Source organism: Burkholderia sp. CpTa8-5, assembly GCF_017815045.1.
Taxonomy (GTDB): Bacteria; Pseudomonadota; Gammaproteobacteria; order Burkholderiales; family Burkholderiaceae; genus Burkholderia; species Burkholderia sola.
The window spans coordinates 1-16970 of the sequence record NZ_JAGIQD010000036.1; the positions used below are offsets into that span (position 1 = coordinate 1).

Here is a 16970-nt window from a genome sequence, read left to right on the forward strand (position 1 = left end):
GAACAGGACCGTGAAACGACTCTACGCCGATGATAGTGCGGATTCCCGTGTGAAAGTAGGTAATCGTCAGGCTCCCTCAAGCCAAAAACCCCCGCCCGACAAGGCGGGGGTTTTTGCATTTCGGCGTCCCCAAAAGCATGTGGCGAAGCGTGACCGAGGCTACTCCGCTTTCCGCTTACGCAATCCATCGCAGCGAGCGAGCCCCTCATTCAGCGCTCTGCCGTTCTCGAGCACTCCGCGGTTGTGCCGTCTGAATCTCTCACCCCTCCCGCCAACCGGACCCATCCATCTTCAGATCGATTCCGTCCCACGCCATACTTCGGGTGACGATGTTGTGATGGCCGGTGATGCGCGATATTGAGCGACAATGATCGATAAATACCGCTTTCTGGCGAAAATCTCCGCATCTGCGCGTTCCTCGAGGCACCGCGTCATGCGCATCACTCGGCGAACGCAGCGCGAAATCCTCACAAAAATCTATGCGCATAAAGTTCATTCGCGCGACGTGCGCGGCAGAGCGGGGAGCCAACCCTTCGGGGTAATATCACCGTTCGTCCCGATTCCCGGGTGCTTGCCTGCATCCGCCCGCGATCGGCGCTTTTTGCATTTCGTCTCCCGCATCGTTCATGACTGACAGCCCTGCCCAAGGTGGTCGGACGACCGACTTCTTGCCGTATCTCGTCGCCGCGACGTTCTTCATGGAGTATCTCGACACGACCGTGATCGCAACCGCGCTACCGCAAATGGCGCGCTCGTTCGGTGTGGGGCCGAACGCACTGAGCCTCGGGATGACGGCCTACATGCTGGCGCTGGCGGTGTTCATTCCGATCAGCGGCTGGATCGCGGATCGCTATGGTTCGCGCACCGTCTTCGCGAGTGCGATCGTCGTCTTTACCGGTGCGTCGGTGCTGTGCGGGCTGTCCGAAGGCGTGATGTCGTTCACGGCTGCCCGGCTGCTGCAAGGTGTCGGCGGGGCGATGATGGTGCCGGTCGGGCGGATGATCGTCGTGCGCAGTACCGAGAAGGCGAAGCTGATGCGTGCGATCGCGACGATCACGTGGCCGGGCATCGTCGCGCCCGTCGTCGGGCCGCCGATCGGCGGCTTCATCACGACCTATGCATCGTGGCGATGGATCTTCCTGTTGAACGTCCCGTTCGGCCTGGCCGCGCTCGTTTGTACCTGGCTGATCGTCCGGAATACGCGGACCGACGAGCAACGGCCGCTCGACTGGGTCGGCTTCGTGCTGGCCGGCGGCGCCTTGACCTGCCTGCTGATCGGCACCGAAGCGGCCGGTCAGCAGGATGTCGACTTCGCGCGCGCGGTTGTCCTGGTGGGCGCGAGCGTGCTGTTCGGCATCGCCGCATGGTTGCATGCGCGACGCTGCGCGCATCCGCTGCTCGATTTCACGACGCTGAAGGTGCCGACGTTCTCGGTGACGGTCATCACCGGCTCGATCACGCGGATGGCGATCAACGCCGTCCCGTACCTGCTGCCGCTGCTGTTCCAGATCGGTTTCGGGCTGTCGCCGTTCCAGTCAGGGCTGCTGCTGCTCGCGAGCGCGCTCGGCAATCTTGGGATGAAGGCGGGCACGTCGTGGATCCTCGACCGTTACGGCTTTCGGCGCGTTGCGCTCGTCGACGTGACGATCGTCGGCATCTTCACGATCGCATGCGGCTGGCTGACCGCGTCGACGCCGCTGGCGATCACGCTGCTCGTCGTATTCGTCTACGGGCTCACGCGGTCGATGCAGTTCACGACGCTCGCGACGCTGGCTTATGCGGACATCCCGGCTCAGCAGACGAGTGCGGCCAGCACGCTGTGGAGCGCCGCGCAGCAGATGACGATCGGGATGGGGATCGCGTTCGGTGCATTGTCGCTGCGGCTCGCGGCATGGGGGCGCGGCGATGCGGCCGGCATGCATTACGTGCTCGACGATTTCCGCTGGGCGTTCGTCGCGGCGGGCGTGCTCGCGCTGCTGACGTTGCCGGGCTACGCACGGCTGGCGCTCGATGCCGGCGACCGGCTGCGGGCCAGCGTGGCGCGAGGATAGGCTGGACTGCAAATCATGTTCGCGGAGCGACAGGTGAGTAAGCGTGTTTCGTCGTGCTCACCGGAAGCGCTGATTCATTGCGACCGCGATCGCTTGACGGTCAGCGCAATCGGTCTTCGGCCGCCGCGGGCGAGCGGTGTTCTGGCCGGCCATGCTCGGTTGGACCGCTTTCCTCACGATGGCATGCGGTGCCGAGACGAGCATGAATGCAATGCGCAATAAGTGGCGCGGCAGCAGCGCAACTGTCCCCGCTCCCGCTACTGCGCGTCATGGAAGATGATGCCGACCGTGTGGCGATGGCCGCTTCGGATCCGGCTCACGCCGTGGCGCAGGTTGACGCGATAGACGCCGCGGGTTCCCTGCACGGGCCGGCCGTGTACCGCGAAGATCACTGCGTCGCCTTGCGTCAGCGGCACCACTTCCGCACGCGACTGCATGCGTGGCCGCTGTTCCGTCAACACGAACTCCCCGCCACTGAAATCGCGGCCCGGCGCCGACAGCAGGATCGCGACCTGCAGCGGAAACACGTGCTCGCCATACAGGTCCTGATGGAGGCAGTTGTAGTCGTCGGCGCCGTATTGCAGGATCAGCGGCGTCGATCGCGTCTGTCCTGCCGCGTGGCAGCGATCGAGGAACGTCGCATGGTTTTTCGGATAACGGACGTCGATCCCGAGTGCCTGGTTCCAGCGATTCGCGATCGGTGCGAGATGCGGGTAGATCGTCGTGCGCAGCTCGGCGATGATCGCAGGCAGCGGATACGCGAAATATTTGTACTCACCGCGGCCGAAGCCGTGTCGCGCCATCACGACACGTGAACGATAGAGCGCATCGCGGGGATAGAGCGACGCGAGCGCATCGCACTCGCTTGCCGACATCAGGCCCGGCACGCGCGCGCATCCGTAGCGATCGAGCTCGGCATCGACGCTCGGCCAGTCGAGAGAGTCGACGCGTTGCGCGATGTCCGGCGGTTCGACGGCAGGGGGCAGATCGAGAATGTTCACGGGCGTACCTCGGGGCATCGGCTGTGTGGCGCCGTGCGGTCGCGCACGGTCGAATCCACGATGAAAGTTGACGAACCCAGTCTAGCGGCGTCCGGGCGCCGGCACGCTCCAGATCTTGCGCTTTAATTCCGGCCAGGAAACGGGGAAACGTTGAAGGCGCGGCATCGGCACACTGAATGTGGCGACGGGCCGGAGCGGCGAGGGAAGCGGAAAGGCGGAGAAGCGGAGCGGCAGCGGAGCGCCACATCCGACCTACCGCAGCAGGTAGCCGGCTATCGCCCGCCCCCCGCCGCGTACACGATCACGCCAGCGACCGGAACAACCAGTAAAGCCCAGCCGCCAGCGCGATCGACGCCGGCAGCGTCAGCACCCATGCGAGGACGAGGCTGCGCACCGTGCTCCATTGCAGCCCGGAGCCGTTCGCCGCCATCGTGCCCGCGACACCCGACGACAGCACGTGAGTCGTCGACACGGGCAGCCCGTACATGTCGGCGGCGCCGATCGTCAGCATCGCGACCAGTTCGGCCGATGCGCCCTGTCCGTACGTCAGATGCTGCTTGCCGATTTTTTCGCCGACGGTCACGACGATCCGCTTCCATCCGACCATCGTGCCGAGACCCAGCGCGATCGCGACGGCGACCTTCACCCACGTCGGAATGAACTTCGTCGCGTGGTCGAGCTGCTTGCGATAGTTGTCGATCGCGAGCTTGTCGTCGGCGGCGAACGCGGGCTGGCCCGACTTCTCCATCAGACGAATGGCTTCGGACACCAGATACATCGTGTTGCGCACGTTGTCGACGTCGCGCTGCGGCACGGCCGCCATCGAGCCCGACGCGCCGACGGCGGTCGCAAGCGACGTGGACAGCTGCGCGACGGCCGGCAGCACGGCGGGCGTCAGTTCGCGATGCTGCACGTAGTGTTCGACATCGGCGCGCGGGTTCGCGGACGGCGCGACGCCGTTCGTGTATTTGCCGAACGTCGCGGCCGCCTGGTTCGCGACCGCCACGAAGGTCTGCGATTCGGCGGGCGTGACGGCCTTGTTCAGCGCATACGCGGTGGGCACCGTGCCGATCAGGATCAGCATGATGAGGCCCATCCCTTTCTGTCCGTCGTTCGACCCGTGTGCGAACGACACGCCGGTGCAGGTGAGGATCAGCAGGCAGCGAATCCAGAACGGCGGCGGCTGATCCTTCGGCGGCTCCTTGTACAACTCAGGAATCCGCACGGCGGCCTTCAGCACGAGCAGCAGCAGCGACGCACACAGGAAGCCGACGATCGGCGACAGCAGCAGCGACTTGCCGACGCCGAGCGCCTGGCCCCAATCGACACCGCTCGTGCCGGACGGCCCGTGCAGCAGCTGGTTCATCAGCCCGACGCCGATGATCGACCCGATCAGCGTGTGCGAGCTCGACGACGGCAACCCGAAATACCAGGTCGCGAGGTTCCAGACGATCGCGGCGATCAGCAGCGCGAACACCATCGCGAAGCCCGAGCCGCTGCCGACCTGCAGGATCAGCTCGACCGGCAGCAACTGCAGGATCCCGAACGCGACGGCGCCGCTCGAAACCATTACGCCGAGGAAGTTCCACATGCCCGACCAGATCACCGCGACGTTCGGCGTCAGCGAGTGCGTATAGATCACGGTCGCGACCGCATTCGCGGTGTCGTGGAAGCCGTTGACGAATTCGAAGCCGAGCGCGATCAGCAGCGCGGCACCGAGCAGCAGGTACGGGAACAACGTCCCTTCGCGGACCGGCGCCAGATCGTCGATCAGGTGCGTGGCGATATAGACGGCGCCGAGCACGAGCACCAGCAGGAACGCGGCATAGCCGATCTGCCGGGTGCGTGCGACGGAGCCCGGATTGTTCGGGGCGGATGAAGCAGGTTGATTCATGACGGCATCTCGTGAGGGAACCGCGTCCGATCCTAGCTGCGGCTAGCAGTCAGTTTGATGACAGTCGGGATGACGAACGGTGTGTCTTACGGGATGTAAGGCGAGCGGCGACATGCGACGCGTCGGCGCGCATCGTTCGCTCACATAGTGAGCAGGACAGTGAGTTTACGCGCCGGTGTCGCGCACGTTGGCGGCCGTCGCGGCCAACGTCCAGCCGCTCGGCGACGCGACGAATGTCGTGCACGACAGCGGCGCGACGTCGAGACGCGCGGCGGCCTCGAGGCTCATCCGCCGCACGTGCGCGAGGGTTGCGCGGACGATCGGCGCATGCGTGATCGCGACGACATCGCGATCCGTCGGCAGCGTGCTCAACCATGTGCCGACCCGATGCGCGGCGGCGTCGAACGATTCGCCGCGATGCGGCGACGCGGACGGCGTGCCGATCCACGCGGCCAGTTCGTCGGGCAGGTCGCGCGCGAGATCGTGCAGCCGCTTGCCGCGCCAGTTGCCGTAGTCGATGTCGCGCAGCGCGTCGTCGATGTCGGCGTGCAACCCGAGCGCATCGGCGGTCTGCGTTGCGCAGCGTGCCGGGCTGCACAGCACGAGCGAGCCGGCAGCACCCGTCAACCGGCCGCGCAGCGCAGCGGCTTCGGCGAGCCCGTGCGCGTCGAGCAGGTCGTCGTCGGGAAACGTGCCGGTGCGCATCGCGCGGGTCGATGCGTGTGCGATCAGGCAGAGCGAGGCAGGTTTGGTCATGTCGGTTGTCGGATGATCCGGAGCGGGACGCGCTTACCCGTGTGTCATCGCTTCAATACGCGAACGTTCGCGCGTACAATTCGCCCGATACGAAGCGCGGAAGCCGGTGCAATTCCGGCGCGGTCGCGCCACTGTAACCGGGGAATCGACGATCCCGGAAGCCAGACCTGCCTTCGTACCCATCCATCATTTGTCGGGGCGCGATTCCCCTGAGGTGCATCCATGAGCGAAGCAGTGCTGAAGCCGGCGGTCGTGCCGGCACCCATCCCCGTCCGCGAGCTGTTGCCCTGGGCCGTGTTCGTCGGCCTGATCCTGCTGCTCGCGCTGTATTTCGTCGGTGCGGAACAGGGCGCGACGTCGCTCGTGCCGGGCATGTATGTCCACGAATTCGTCCACGACGGCCGCCATCTGCTCGGCTTTCCCTGCCACTGACGCGGAGCCTGCGATGGTTGGAAAGCTGCTCATGCGCGGGATGCTCGCAGGCATCGCCGCGGGCCTCCTCACGTTCGGTTTCGCCAGGATCGTCGGCGAACCGCAAGTCGATCAGGCGATCGCCGTCGAAGAGAAAACCGCCGCCGCCCAAGGCGAGGCGCCGGAACCCGAGCTGGTCAGCCGCCACACGCAGGCCGGCCTCGGGCTGCTGACGGGCGTCGTGACGTACGGCGCGGCATTCGGCGGGCTGTTCTCGCTGGTGTTCGCGTATGCGTACGGACGCGGCAGCCGCCTGCCGGCACGGCCGCTGGCCGCGTGGCTCGCGCTGGCGGCGTTCGTCGCGCTCGTGATCGTGCCGAACCTCAAGTACCCGGCCAATCCGCCGTCGGTCGGCGACCCCGACACGATCGGCTATCGCACGGGGCTGTTCTTCCTGATGATCGCGATCTCGGTCGCGACGATGGTGTTCTCGGTCGGCGTGCGCCGCCATCTGCTGGCGAAGCTCGGCCCGTGGAACGCATCGATCGTCGCCGGGCTCGTGTTCGTCGCGATCATCGCGGCCGTGCAGATCGGGCTGCCGTCGGTCAGCGAGTTGCCGGCCGATTTCCCGGCGACCTTGCTGTGGAAGTTCCGCGTGGCGGCCATCGGCATGCAGGTGATCATGTGGACGACGATCGGCCTGCTGTTCGGCGCGTGGGTCGAGCGCGGCGAACGCGCCGGCCTGCGCGCCGCCTGACGCGCGGGGCAACCGGGCGCGCCTAGCGCAGCATGCGCGGCGCGCTCCACGTCGATTCGCGCGCCAGCGCGACGAACGCGGCCAGATAGTCGATCGCTGCGTCCGCTTCGCGGATGCCGAGGAAGATCTGCTTCGCGATGCCGTTCTTGCCGAGCTTGACCGGCACGACCGGCATTCGGTCCGCATACTCGTCGGCAAGCCACCGCGGCAGCGCGGCCACGCCGCGCCCGCTCGCGACCATCTGCAACATGATGTCGGTCGTCTCGATCGACTTGTGCCGCCTCGGCACGATGCCGGCCGGCGTCAGGAACTGGTTGTAGATGTCGAGCCGGTCGGTCTCGACCGGGTACGTGATCAGGATCTCGTCGGTCAGTTGTTCGGGCGTCACGTAGTCGACATTCGCGAACCGGTGCGAATCCGCGACCACCAGCACCTGTTCGTAGTCGAACACCGGGTCGAAGCGCAGCCCCGGCTTGTTCAGCGGATCGGGCGTCACGAGCACGTCGATGTCGTAACCGAACAGCGCGCCGATGCCGCCGAACTGGAAGCGCTGCTTCACGTCCACGTCGACGTCGGGCCAGCGCGACAGGTACGGCGACACGACCTTCAGCAGCCACTGATAGCACGGGTGGCACTCCATCCCGATGCGCAGCGTGCCGCGCTCGCCCTTCGCGTACTGCTTCATCCGCTCCTCGGCGAGCTCGAACTGCGGCAGCAGCCGGTTCGCCAGCTTCAGCAGATAGTGCCCGCCCTGCGTGAGCCGCAGGCCGCGGCCTTCGCGGTCCCAGATCGCCGTGCCGAGCTGCTGCTCGACTTTCCTGACGGTGTGGCTGAGCGCCGATTGCGTGAGGTGCAGCGCATTGGCCGCCGCGGTCAGCGAGCCCTGGCGCTCGACTTCACGTATGACGACGAGATGGAATCGTTCCAGCATGGATTGCGTGCATCGGGTAGATGCATGAAAAATGTTAATGGATGAATGAAATAATGCCATTTTATTTCATGGTTTGAAATCCCTATGATGGCTGCCGGATCTACACTTTCTTCTGGACGGCAGCTTCATGGTCACGACACACAACCTCGGTTTTCCGCGCATCGGCGCGAAGCGCGAACTCAAGTTCGGTCTCGAACGCTACTGGAAGGGCGAATCGTCGCGCGACGAACTGAAGGCGCTTGGCGCCGAGTTGCGCCGACGTCATTGGCACGACCAGCGCGATCTCGATCTCGCGCCGATCGGCGACTTCGCGTTCTACGACCAGGTGCTCGACATGAGCTTCACGCTCGGCAACCTGCCGAAGCGCGTGCAGGATTTCCACGGCGATGCGCTCGACAACACTTTCCGCGTCGCACGCGGCCGTTCGGCGCAGTCGACGGAGGAGCACGCCGCGTGCTGCGGCGGGATCGCGGCCGGTGAAATGACGAAGTGGTTCGATACGAACTACCACTACATCGTGCCGGAGTTCCATGCGGACACGAATTTCTCGCTCGATCCGTCGCGTCTGCTCCAGCAACTCGCCGAAGCGACCGCGCAGGGCGTGAATGCGAAACCGGTGATTCTCGGCCCCGTCACGTACCTGTGGCTCGGCAAGGCGAAGGACGATTCCGACCGCCTCGCGCTGCTGCCGAAGCTGCTGCCGGTGTACGGCGCGCTGCTCGACACGCTGACCGCGCAGGGTGTCGAATGGGTGCAGATCGACGAACCGATTCTCGTGACCGAGCTCGATGCCGAATGGCGCCAGGCATTCCGCATCGCGTATGAGGCGCTGGAAACGCGCCGCATCAAGCTGCTGCTCGCCACGTACTTCGGCCAGCTTCAGGACAATCTGACGCTCGCGGCGTCGCTGCCGGTCGACGGCCTGCATATCGACGCGATCAACGCACGCGACGAAGCCGACGCGCTGGTGCGCGAACTGCCGCCGGAGCGCGTGCTGTCGGTCGGCGCGATCAACGGCCGCAACATCTGGAAGACCGACCTGAACGCCGCGCTCGACTGGCTCGAGCCGCTCGCGAAGCAACTGGGCGACCGGCTGTGGCTCGCGCCGTCATGCTCGCTGTTGCACGTGCCGGTCGATCTCGCGAGCGAAGAGAAGCTCGACGCGGAAATCCGCTCGTGGCTCGCGTTCGCGCTGCAGAAGCTCGACGAGCTGAAGGTGCTTGCGACCGCACTGAACGAAGGCCGCGACAAGGTGGCCGACGCGCTCGCCGCGAATGCCGCCGCGATCGATTCGCGGCGCCGCTCGCCGCGCGTGAACAACCCGGCGGTGAAGGCCGCGCTCGCGCGCATCGACGCGCCGCTCGGCAACCGCGCGAGCCCGTATACGCAGCGTGCATCGAAGCAGTCGGCGCGCCTGAACCTGCCGGCGTTCCCGACGACGACGATCGGCTCGTTCCCGCAGACCGCCGACATCCGCCAGGCGCGCAGCCGGTTCAAGGCCGGCGCGCTGGACGAAGCCGGCTATCGCGCGGCGATGCAGGCCGAGATCGAACGCAGCGTGCGCGAACAGGAATCGCTCGAACTCGACGTGCTCGTGCATGGCGAAGCCGAGCGCAACGACATGGTCGAATACTTCGGCGAGCAACTCGACGGCTATGCGTTCAGCCAGTTCGGCTGGGTGCAGTCGTACGGTTCGCGCTGCGTGAAGCCGCCGATCCTGTTCGGCGACATCAGCCGCCCGAAGGCGATGACGGTCGAATGGATCGCCTATGCGCAGTCGCTGACGGACAAGCCGATGAAGGGCATGCTGACCGGCCCCGTGACGATCCTGAACTGGTCGTTCGTGCGCGACGACCAGCCGCGCTCGGTGTCGTGCTACCAGCTTGCGCTGGCGATCCGCGACGAAGTGCTCGATCTCGAGAAGGCCGGCGTGCGCGTGATCCAGATCGACGAAGCCGCGCTGCGCGAAGGGCTGCCGCTGCGCCGCGCGCAATGGAGCGACTACCTGAAGTGGGCGGTCGAGTCGTTCCGCATCACCGCGAACGGCGTGCAGGACGATACGCAGATCCACACGCACATGTGCTATTCGGAGTTCAACGACATCATCGCGTCGATCGCCGACATGGACGCGGACGTGATCACGATCGAGACGTCGCGCTCCGACATGGAGTTGCTCGATGCGTTCGACACCTTCAAGTATCCGAATGAAATCGGGCCGGGCGTGTACGACATTCACTCGCCGAACATCCCGACGCAGGATCATATCGTCGGGCTGATGAGGAAGGCGGCCGAGCGGATTCCGGCGGAACGTCTGTGGGTGAACCCGGACTGCGGGCTGAAGACGCGTCAGTGGGCGGAAGTGATTCCGGCGCTGACGAACATGGTCGCCGCGGCGAAGACGCTGCGTAGCCAGGTGCGGTAACCACGCAGCGAATGCAGGGCGGTAGCGGTCGCCGATCGTCGATCATCGATCGGGCGGCGAAGAAAACGACCCGCGAAAGCGGGTCGTTTTACGTCATGCATGCATGTGCGACAGGCGCTACGCGTCGAGCGCTACGCGGCGCGTGCGCCGCGCGGCAGCGCTTCGCGCGTCTTGCCGGGCGCGCCCGCATCGTCGATGCCGACGCGGCGCGAGATCAACCACACGCACAGCGACGACAGCACGGCGGCGCTCGTGTACTGGAGCGCGAGCGGCCACCATTGCGGGGCCGCGTTCTGCGCGATCAGCGTCGCGACGAGCGGCGTGAGGCCGCCGGCGAGCGCGCCGCACACCTGGTACGCGATCGAAATTGCCGTATAGCGGATCCGTGCGATGAAGATGCCGCTGACGAAGCCCGCGACGACCGAGTAGTAGCCCGATTCCGCGAGCGTCGCGAGGCCGACGCCGACCGTGATCGACACCGGCGTGCCCATATGCACGAGCGGCAGCATCACGAACGGGACGATCATCGCCCACGCGCCCGTGATCAGCAGCACGCGCGTGGTGCCGAAGCGCTGCGCGAGGAACGCGGCCGCGAGCTGCACGACGAACTGCAGCACCGCGACGATCGTCATGCAATGCAGCACCATCGACCGGTCGAGCGACAGGAACTGGGTCGCGTAGCTGATCATGAAGATGTTGCTGAAATACACGCCGGCGATCCCGTACACGTTCGCGCCGATCGCGAGCAACAGCAGCGGCCAGGCCTTGAGCGCCTCGCGCAGCGGTTTTTGCGCGATGTTGCCGCTCTTCCTGACTTCCTCGAACTCGGGCGATTCCGACACGCTCGCACGGATCACGAAGCCGACGACCAGCAGCACGGAACTCGCGAGGAACGGCACGCGCCAGCCCCAGCTCATCATGTCGTCCTTCGACAGCGTGCTGATCGCGCCGAACGCGAGCATCGACAGGATCAGGCCGCTCGCGCTGCCCAGCTGCGCGAACGACGCGAAGAACGTGCGCTTGCCTTCGGGCGCATGCTCGCCGGCCAGCAGCACCGCGCCGCCCCATTCGCCGCCCACTGCGATGCCTTGCAGCACGCGCATCAGCACGAGCAGGATCGGTGCGATCACGCCGGCTTGCGCATGCGTGGGAAGCAGGCCGATCGCGACCGTCGACACGGCCATCAGCATCAGCGTCGCGAGCAGCGACCGCTTGCGGCCGAAGCGGTCGCCGAGATAGCCGAACATCACGCCGCCGAGCGGCCGCGCGAAGAAGCCGACCGCGAACGAGCCGAACGATGCAAGCAGGCTGATGAAACGGTTTTCGCCGGGAAAGAACAGCGGCCCGAACACGATGGCGGCGGCGGTCGCATAACTATAGAAGTCGTACCACTCGATCGTGGTGCCGACGAACGAAGCGAGCGCCGCCCGCTTCGGTTGCTTGACGGAAGTCCCCATCTTTGTGTGTGCTCCTCTGGAATCCTCTGATTTGGAATAGGTCGTGTAGCGGGATCGGTCGTCAGTCGCGATACGCGACGCCCGGCAGCACGCACAGCAGCTCGTACGCGAGGTTCGCGCCGAGCAGCGCGGTGGTGCCGAACGGGTCGTACGGCGGTGCGACTTCGACGAGATCGCAGCCGACGATGTTCAGCCCCTTCGCGCCGCGGATGATCTCGAGCGCCTGCGGCACCGTGAGGCCCGCGATTTCCGGCGTGCCGGTGCCCGGCGCGTAGGCCGGATCGATGCCGTCGATGTCGAACGTGATGTAGACGGGCGTGTCGCCGATGCGCGCGCGCACTTCTTCCATCAGCGGCGCGAGCGACTTGTTCCAGCATTCCTCGGCCTGGACCACGCGGAAGCCCTGCTCGCGGCACCAGTCGAAATCCTCGGCCGCGTAGCCGGTGCCGCGCAGGCCGATCTGCGTGACCTTGTCGCCGTGCAGCAGTCCTTCCTCGACCGCGCGGCGGAACGGCGTGCCGTGCGCGATCTTTTCGCCCATCATCGTGTCGTTCACGTCGGCGTGTGCATCGACGTGGATCAATGCAACCTTGCCGTGCTTGCGGTGGATCGCGCGCAGGATCGGCAGTGCGATCGTATGGTCGCCGCCGAGCGTGATCGGCTTGCAGTCGTGCTCGAGAATCGCGTCGTACGCGGCTTCGATGCGGGCGATCGAATCGTGCAGGTTGTACGGGTTGATCGCGACGTCGCCGATGTCGGCGATCTGCAGCGAATCGAACGGTGCTGCGCGCGTGGCCATGTTGTACGGGCGCAGCAGCACGGATTCGGTGCGGATCTGGCGCGGGCCGAAGCGCGCGCCGGTGCGGTTCGACGTGCCGAGATCGAACGGCACGCCGACGAAACAGGCGTCGAGGCCTTCGGCGCTCGACACGTGCGGCAGGCGCATCATCGTCGCGATGCCGCCGGAGCGCGGCATTTCATTGCCGCCGAGCGGCTGGAAATGGATGGGGTCGTTCATGGGGTCGTCTCTTCCGGTGTGGGGTTGCCGTATCATGCGACGCGGCCTGGCGCACAGTTTTACGCGCTCGGCCGGGAAAGAAGAATGCGAAGATATCGACGTAAACATCGATCTTCATCGATGTATGGAAGGGGATGAACGTGCTGGGGAATCTGTCGACCCTCGATCTGCGGTTGATCCGCGTGTTTCTCGCGGTCACGGACGCGGGCGGCGTGTCGGCCGCGCAGGCGATGCTGAACGTCGGCCAGTCGACGATCAGCGCGCAGCTGTCGTCGCTCGAGACGCGGCTCGGCTACCGGCTCTGCGAGCGCGGCCGCAGCGGCTTCCGGCTCACGCCGAAGGGTGAGCGGTTCCACGCGATGAGCCGCAGGCTGCTCGCGGCGCTCGACGAGTTCGGGATGGCCGCGCGGCACATGGACCGCCAACTGGTCGGCACGCTGAACATCGGCCTGATCGGTCATACGCCGGTCAGCCAGAATGCGCGGATCGCCGAGGCGATCGCCGCGTTCCGCACGCGCGACGAGGCCGTGCGCTTCTCGATTTCGGTGCGCGCGCCGGGCGATCTCGAGGAAAAGCTGCTGAGCAACGAGATCCAGATCGCGGTCGGCTATTTCTGGCATCGCGTGCCGACGCTGGACTACACGCCGCTGTTCATCGAGCGGCAGGTCGCGTACTGCGGCCGCGGCCATCCGCTGTTCGAACGCGCCGGCACGCTGACGCCGGCCGACGTCGCCGGCTTCGAGTGGGCCTGGCGCTCGTATCCGCTGCCGGAGGCGCAGATGTCGACGACGCCCGATCGCGTGACCGCGACCGCCGACAACATGGAGGCCGTCGCGCTGCTGATCCTGTCCGGTCATCACCTCGGCTACCTGCCGCAGCACTTCGCGGCGCCGTATGTCGCGCAGGGGCTGCTCGCGCCGCTCAATCCCGAGCAGCTGCACTATGAAGTCACGTTCCACATGGTCGTGGCGCGCGACGGGCGCGGCGATCCGGTCGTCGAAGCGTTTCTCGAGGATCTCGAACGCGCGCATCAGTCGCTCGACGCGGTGTGACGCCGGCGCGGCCGACAATGTGAACCAGCGTTGCGCGCGCGGCTTGTCGGCCCGGCGTGCGTCACGGCACCGGCAACCCCGCGTCGTGCTTCACCTCGCGCAACGACAGCGCCGATTCGATCGACGTCACGCCCGGCAGCATCCGCAGCGAATCGCGCAGGAACGTGCCGTAGTCGTCGAGGTCGCGCGCGACCACCTGCAGCAGGTAATCGGCCGTGCCCGCGACGTTGTGGCACGCGAGGATCCGCTCGATGCCGAGCACTTCCCGTTCGAACCGGTCGGCGACCTTGCGGTCGTGCGTCGCGAACCGCACGAGCACGAACGCGACCACGCCGAAGCCCAGCGCCTGGCGTGACAGCTGCGCGCGATAGCGCTCGATGTAGCCGTCGTTTTCGAGACGTTTGAGGCGCCGCGCGCAAGGCGTCTCGGACAGGCCGACGGATTCGGCGAGCCGTGCGATCGGCAGGCGGCCGTCGCGTTGCACCGCGGCGAGTATCGCGCGGTCGGTTTTGTCGAGCTCGGTCATTTTGGTGGAATCCTTTTTACAGTTTCGTGATTGTGGCGGATTCCCCTATGAATCGCCATTCCTGAGCCAAAGTTGGCCAATAATCCCTCCGCCTTCAGCGGCAACATATCGTCATTGAAGGACGGGGGCAGACCATGATTTCCACGCATTTGCTGTTGATTTATCTCGCCTCGCTGGCGGCCATTTACGCGGTGCCCGGGCCCGACATGGCGCTCGTGCTGCAGACCAGCATCGGCCGCGGCGTGCGGCCGGGGATGGCCGCGGCGGCCGGCCTGTCGCTCGCGCGCACCGCGCACGTGACGCTGTCGGCGTGCGGTGTCGCGGCGCTGATCCGCAGCGCGCCCTGGTTGTACGAGGTGATCCGCTACGGCGGCGCGTTCTATCTCGCGTACGTCGCGATCCAGGTGTTCCGCTCGCCGGTGTTCGCGCTCGGCGACGGCGACGCGGCGGCGGGCGAGTTGCGGCAATCGTTCGTGAAGGGGCTGCTGACCAACCTGCTGAACCCGAAGGCGCTGCTGTTCTGCTCGGTGCTGCTGCCGCAGTTCGTGCGGCCCGAGGCCGGGCCGGTCGTCTGGCAGATGTTCGCGCTCGGCGCGCTGCTGGTGGCGGCCGGCGTGTGCTTCGACCTCGCGTGCGTGTTCGGCGCGTCGCGCATCGCGGCGTGGATGCGCGCGCATCCGCTCGCGCAGACGGTGCAGCGCTGGACCTTTTCCGCTGCGTTGATCGGTTTTGCGCTGCGGTTGTCGATGGACTGAGACCGAGCGCCGCCGCATGGTCGCCGCGCGGGTAGGCAGGCCGCGCGCGATGCCGGCCTTCGCGCGCACGCTTGCCGCAGAAGGGCGTGCGCGCAAATCGTCTGACTGTTCTAAACTTCCTCTACCTTCGCGCCGTCGCAAACGCGCCGTCGCAAACGCGCCGTCGCAAACGCGCCGTCGCAAACGCGCCGTCGCAAACGCGCCGTCGCGAATCGACTGACCGAACGGAACCGTCTTCCGCGGGCTATGTCCGATTTCCTGGCTGTTCCGTGCAACGCGGTACCAAGGAGGGTCTGAACATGGCAAGGCATCTTCAAGCCGACCGTGAACCCCGTATCGTCGCCGAGTCCAAGTGTCTCGGCCAGTGCGATCCGGCAGAACGCATCCACGTCACGATCATGTTGCGGCGGCAGGAAGAAGGGCAACTCGATGCATTGGTCCACCAGCTCGCCAGCGGCGACGCCGGTGCAAAACCGCTGTCGCGCGACGCATTCGCGCAGCGTTTCTCCGCTAATCCCGACGACATCCGCAAGACCGAGGACTTCGCGCACCGTCATCAACTGACGGTCGATCGTGTCGACCCGGTCGAAAGCGTCGTCGTGGTGTCCGGCACGATCGCGCAGTTCGAAGCCGCGTTCAGCGTGAAGCTCGAGCGTTTCGAGCATCGGTCGATCGGCCAGTATCGCGGCCGTTCGGGCCCGATCACGCTGCCCGACGAGCTCGGCGATGCGGTGACGGCCGTGCTGGGCCTCGACAGCCGGCCTCAGGCGCGGCCGCACTTTCGCTTCCGTCCGCCGTTCAAGCCGGCGCGCGGCGCGGCGGCCGTCACGTTCACGCCGATCCAGCTTGCGTCGCTGTACGACTTTCCGGCCGGCGACGGCGCCGGGCAATGCATCGCGATCGTCGAACTCGGCGGCGGCTATCGCGCGGCCGACATCCAGCAGTATTTCCGCGGGCTCGGGATCACGACGCCGCCGACGCTCGTCGACGTGAACGTCGGCACCGGCCGCAACGCACCGACCGGCGAGCCGAACGGCCCGGACGGCGAAGTCGCGCTCGACATCGAGATCGCCGGCGCGATCGCCCCGGCCGCGAAGATCGCCGTCTACTTCGCGCCGAACAGCGACGCGGGCTTCATCCAGGCCGTCAACGCGGCCGTCACCGACAAGACCAATCGGCCTTCCGTGATCTCGATCAGCTGGGGCGGCCCGGAAGCGATCTGGCAGGCGCAGTCCGCCCATGCGTTCAACCGCGTGCTGCAGGCGGCCGCCGCACAGGGCATCACCGTCTGCGCGGCATCGGGCGACAGCGGCTCGGGCGACGGGCTGCAGGATGGCGCCGATCACGTCGATTTCCCCGCGTCGAGCCCGTACGTGCTCGGCTGCGGCGGCACGCAGCTCGACGCGCTGCCCGGGCAGGGCATCCGCAGCGAGGTCACGTGGAACGACGAGGCGTCCGGCGGCGGGGCGGGCGGCGGCGGCGTCAGTTCGCTGTTCGACCTGCCGGCATGGCAGCAGGGGCTGAAGGTCGCGCGCGCCGACGGCACCACCACGCCGCTCGCGAAGCGCGGCGTGCCGGATGTGGCCGGCGACGCGTCGCCGCAGACGGGTTACGAAGTGTCGGTCGCCGGCACGCCTTCGGTGATGGGCGGCACGAGCGCGGTCGCGCCGCTGTGGGCCGCGCTGATCGCGCGGATCAATGCGACGGCCGGCGCGCCGGCCGGCTGGATCAATCCGGTGCTGTACAAGCATCCGGGCGCGCTGCGCGACATCACGAAGGGATCGAACGGCACGTATGCGGCCGCGTCCGGCTGGGACGCGTGCACGGGCCTCGGCAGCCCGAACGGTGCGCAACTCGCCACGATCCTCGCGCGCAAGCCGTCGAGCTGACGCGCCGGCGCACGCCTTTCCGTTCGACGCGGGTGGTCTGCCCGCGTCTT

The 16970-nt window shown here is 66.6% G+C and carries 14 protein-coding genes and 1 riboswitch; of the genes, 7 read left to right on the forward strand and 7 right to left on the reverse strand.

The annotated features are described in order from the left end of the window. The first annotated feature begins 626 nt into the window (after nucleotides 1–626). Nucleotides 627–2051: a DHA2 family efflux MFS transporter permease subunit gene (locus tag J8I35_RS31280; RefSeq protein ID WP_089489693.1), complete on the forward strand. Its 1425-nt coding sequence runs from the start codon at nucleotides 627–629 to the stop codon at nucleotides 2049–2051. 257 nt (nucleotides 2052–2308) lie between these two features. On the opposite strand, the gene J8I35_RS31285 is transcribed toward J8I35_RS31280, so the two are convergent. From J8I35_RS31285 to J8I35_RS31295, 3 genes are all read right to left on the reverse strand, one after another. Further along, complete coding sequence (locus tag J8I35_RS31285; protein WP_060733620.1) at nucleotides 2309–3070, reverse strand: 2OG-Fe(II) oxygenase; 762 nt, start codon at nucleotides 3068–3070, stop codon at nucleotides 2309–2311. Between the two features lie 283 nt (nucleotides 3071–3353). Continuing rightward, nucleotides 3354–4946 carry an inorganic phosphate transporter gene (locus J8I35_RS31290; RefSeq protein ID WP_050016329.1) on the reverse strand — a complete coding sequence of 531 codons (1593 nt, stop codon included), beginning with the start codon at nucleotides 4944–4946 and terminating at the stop codon, nucleotides 3354–3356. A gap of 165 nt (nucleotides 4947–5111) precedes the next feature. Beyond that, nucleotides 5112–5702: a histidine phosphatase family protein gene (locus J8I35_RS31295; RefSeq protein ID WP_050016327.1), complete on the reverse strand. Its 591-nt coding sequence runs from the start codon at nucleotides 5700–5702 to the stop codon at nucleotides 5112–5114. A 46-nt stretch (nucleotides 5703–5748) separates the two neighbouring features. Continuing rightward, nucleotides 5749–5892: riboswitch (cobalamin riboswitch) on the forward strand. A gap of 32 nt (nucleotides 5893–5924) precedes the next feature. On the opposite strand from J8I35_RS31295, the gene J8I35_RS31300 reads away from it, so the two are divergent. Then, nucleotides 5925–6134, forward strand: a complete 210-nt coding sequence (locus J8I35_RS31300) for a CbtB-domain containing protein (protein ID WP_006488502.1) — start codon at nucleotides 5925–5927, stop codon at nucleotides 6132–6134. A 13-nt stretch (nucleotides 6135–6147) separates the two neighbouring features. Continuing rightward, nucleotides 6148–6870 (forward strand): CbtA family protein, encoded by a 723-nt coding sequence (locus J8I35_RS31305; protein ID WP_050016325.1) that lies wholly within the window; start codon nucleotides 6148–6150, stop codon nucleotides 6868–6870. Between the two features lie 22 nt (nucleotides 6871–6892). Here the strand turns inward: J8I35_RS31305 and J8I35_RS31310 are convergent, their stop codons facing one another. Beyond that, the gene (locus tag J8I35_RS31310; protein WP_089489691.1) at nucleotides 6893–7801 is read right to left on the reverse strand and encodes a LysR family transcriptional regulator; all 909 of its coding nucleotides are present in this window, start codon (nucleotides 7799–7801) and stop codon (nucleotides 6893–6895) included. Between the two features lie 127 nt (nucleotides 7802–7928). On the opposite strand from J8I35_RS31310, the gene metE reads away from it, so the two are divergent. After that, nucleotides 7929–10223: a 5-methyltetrahydropteroyltriglutamate--homocysteine S-methyltransferase gene (gene metE, locus J8I35_RS31315; protein WP_209928831.1), complete on the forward strand. Its 2295-nt coding sequence runs from the start codon at nucleotides 7929–7931 to the stop codon at nucleotides 10221–10223. Nucleotides 10224–10354: 131 nt separating this feature from the next. Here the strand turns inward: metE and J8I35_RS31320 are convergent, their stop codons facing one another. Both J8I35_RS31320 and speB read right to left on the reverse strand, forming a co-directional pair. Then, nucleotides 10355–11680, reverse strand: a complete 1326-nt coding sequence (locus tag J8I35_RS31320; RefSeq protein ID WP_209928833.1) for an MFS transporter — start codon at nucleotides 11678–11680, stop codon at nucleotides 10355–10357. A 61-nt stretch (nucleotides 11681–11741) separates the two neighbouring features. Beyond that, the gene (gene speB / locus J8I35_RS31325; RefSeq protein ID WP_050016317.1) at nucleotides 11742–12698 is read right to left on the reverse strand and encodes an agmatinase; all 957 of its coding nucleotides are present in this window, start codon (nucleotides 12696–12698) and stop codon (nucleotides 11742–11744) included. 134 nt (nucleotides 12699–12832) lie between these two features. Between speB and J8I35_RS31330 the strand changes: the two genes are divergently transcribed. Beyond that, a complete protein-coding gene (locus J8I35_RS31330; RefSeq protein WP_209928835.1) occupies nucleotides 12833–13750 on the forward strand; it encodes a LysR family transcriptional regulator in 918 nt (305 codons plus the stop codon). 61 nt (nucleotides 13751–13811) lie between these two features. Here J8I35_RS31330 and J8I35_RS31335 read toward each other — a convergent pair whose 3' ends face one another. Then, nucleotides 13812–14276: an Lrp/AsnC family transcriptional regulator gene (locus J8I35_RS31335; protein ID WP_050016315.1), complete on the reverse strand. Its 465-nt coding sequence runs from the start codon at nucleotides 14274–14276 to the stop codon at nucleotides 13812–13814. Nucleotides 14277–14410: 134 nt separating this feature from the next. On the opposite strand from J8I35_RS31335, the gene J8I35_RS31340 reads away from it, so the two are divergent. Both J8I35_RS31340 and J8I35_RS31345 read left to right on the forward strand, forming a co-directional pair. Further along, nucleotides 14411–15031 carry a LysE family translocator gene (locus tag J8I35_RS31340; protein WP_209928837.1) on the forward strand — a complete coding sequence of 207 codons (621 nt, stop codon included), beginning with the start codon at nucleotides 14411–14413 and terminating at the stop codon, nucleotides 15029–15031. Between the two features lie 299 nt (nucleotides 15032–15330). Next, nucleotides 15331–16920 (forward strand): S53 family peptidase, encoded by a 1590-nt coding sequence (locus tag J8I35_RS31345; protein WP_124556279.1) that lies wholly within the window; start codon nucleotides 15331–15333, stop codon nucleotides 16918–16920. Nucleotides 16921–16970: the final 50 nt, after the last annotated feature.

What these genes read in the sequence shown, in the direction of transcription:
- J8I35_RS31310 (WP_089489691.1), bottom strand. Translation starts at nt 7,801, where the DNA reads ATGCTGGAACGATTCCATCTCGTCGTCATACGTGAAGTCGAGCGCCAG.
- J8I35_RS31335 (WP_050016315.1), bottom strand. Translation starts at nt 14,276, where the DNA reads ATGACCGAGCTCGACAAAACCGACCGCGCGATACTCGCCGCGGTGCAA.
- metE (WP_209928831.1), top strand. Translation starts at nt 7,929, where the DNA reads ATGGTCACGACACACAACCTCGGTTTTCCGCGCATCGGCGCGAAGCGC.
- J8I35_RS31345 (WP_124556279.1), top strand. Translation starts at nt 15,331, where the DNA reads ATGGCAAGGCATCTTCAAGCCGACCGTGAACCCCGTATCGTCGCCGAG.
- J8I35_RS31290 (WP_050016329.1), bottom strand. Translation starts at nt 4,946, where the DNA reads ATGAATCAACCTGCTTCATCCGCCCCGAACAATCCGGGCTCCGTCGCA.
- J8I35_RS31305 (WP_050016325.1), top strand. Translation starts at nt 6,148, where the DNA reads ATGGTTGGAAAGCTGCTCATGCGCGGGATGCTCGCAGGCATCGCCGCG.
- J8I35_RS31280 (WP_089489693.1), top strand. Translation starts at nt 627, where the DNA reads ATGACTGACAGCCCTGCCCAAGGTGGTCGGACGACCGACTTCTTGCCG.
- speB (WP_050016317.1), bottom strand. Translation starts at nt 12,698, where the DNA reads ATGAACGACCCCATCCATTTCCAGCCGCTCGGCGGCAATGAAATGCCG.
- J8I35_RS31295 (WP_050016327.1), bottom strand. Translation starts at nt 5,702, where the DNA reads ATGACCAAACCTGCCTCGCTCTGCCTGATCGCACACGCATCGACCCGC.
- J8I35_RS31340 (WP_209928837.1), top strand. Translation starts at nt 14,411, where the DNA reads ATGATTTCCACGCATTTGCTGTTGATTTATCTCGCCTCGCTGGCGGCC.
- J8I35_RS31300 (WP_006488502.1), top strand. Translation starts at nt 5,925, where the DNA reads ATGAGCGAAGCAGTGCTGAAGCCGGCGGTCGTGCCGGCACCCATCCCC.
- J8I35_RS31330 (WP_209928835.1), top strand. Translation starts at nt 12,833, where the DNA reads ATGAACGTGCTGGGGAATCTGTCGACCCTCGATCTGCGGTTGATCCGC.
- J8I35_RS31320 (WP_209928833.1), bottom strand. Translation starts at nt 11,680, where the DNA reads ATGGGGACTTCCGTCAAGCAACCGAAGCGGGCGGCGCTCGCTTCGTTC.
- J8I35_RS31285 (WP_060733620.1), bottom strand. Translation starts at nt 3,070, where the DNA reads ATGCCCCGAGGTACGCCCGTGAACATTCTCGATCTGCCCCCTGCCGTC.